At 43.6% G+C, this 1,047-nt stretch carries 1 protein-coding gene; it reads left to right on the top strand.

Annotation, left to right across the window (positions count from 1 at the left end; all coding sequences use genetic code 11):
* The first annotated feature begins 249 nt into the window (after window positions 1–249).
* A complete protein-coding gene (locus R7O12_RS26840; RefSeq protein WP_005480993.1) occupies window positions 250–894 on the top strand; it encodes a LuxR C-terminal-related transcriptional regulator in 645 nt (214 codons plus the stop codon).
* Window positions 895–1,047 lie beyond the last annotated feature (153 nt).

The raw sequence follows: 1,047 nt of genomic DNA, 5'->3' as shown, positions 1-1,047 counted from the left end.
TATTAATTTTAGCGCAATAGAATACACGCTTTGATGTTTTGGTTAAAGCCCAATGCCATTGTGTTCGATCACGCCCTACGCTAGAACCAAAATCTCAGTTCAACTTTCATATGTAGCATTTTTGATTCGCGTTGCAGACTTCATTCGTGAACCTTTGAATCTCAACGCATTTATTCACCAAAGCTATAGCTCTCCCCATACTTTAATGCCAACTTACGGCCTCTACTGAACCTTGGGAGATTTGAACACGTGAGAAAGTCGGCTTACGCAAGAAAGCTATTTCTGATTAGTATGGAAGACGATGCTGCGCAGAAAGTCGCATCATTAGAAAAGTACATCGATATGAGCATTCCTGTAATCTCAACCGATGCCCTAATGGAAGCGAAACCCGAACATCGAAATAAAATTCTACTCATTGACTTCAGTGAACATAAATCACTCGTTCAATCGATTAAAAACCTGCCATTGGTTTGGAAGAACTTTGAGACGGTCGTGTTCAACGTTCCAAAACGCCTCACTACGGATGAACTGCTCGCCTTCGGTCAATTAAAAGGCTTGTTTTACAGCGAAGATTCTTTAGAACAAGTAGGCGAAGGACTGAAAGGCATTGTCAACGGGCAAAACTGGCTACCACGCAACGTAACCAGCCAACTGCTGCACTACTATCGAAATGTGATAAATACTCATACCGCGCCAGCAACCGTCGATCTCACCATTCGCGAACTGCAAGTGCTGCGTTGTCTGCAAGCCGGGGCATCGAATAGCCAGATGGCAGAAGAACTGTTTGTTAGCGAATTTACGATCAAGTCGCACCTGTATCAGATCTTTAAAAAGCTCTCGGTGAAAAACCGAGTTCAAGCCATTGCTTGGGCCGATCAAAATTTGATGTCTTAACCTTACATTCATGTATTAAGACGACTAATAGAACCAGAGATTACGAGCCCAGCGAGTCGAATAGTGAACACAAGGAGAGGGTAAGTTTCCTGATTATTGTTAGACATAGCTCCTCAACAGCGGCACGGCCTGACTGATCATGCTTTTTTCCGC

The organism is Vibrio sp. Vb1574 (assembly GCF_033338675.1).
Note: the sequence above shows the minus strand (reverse complement) of the source record. Positions and strands in the feature narration are given on the sequence as shown.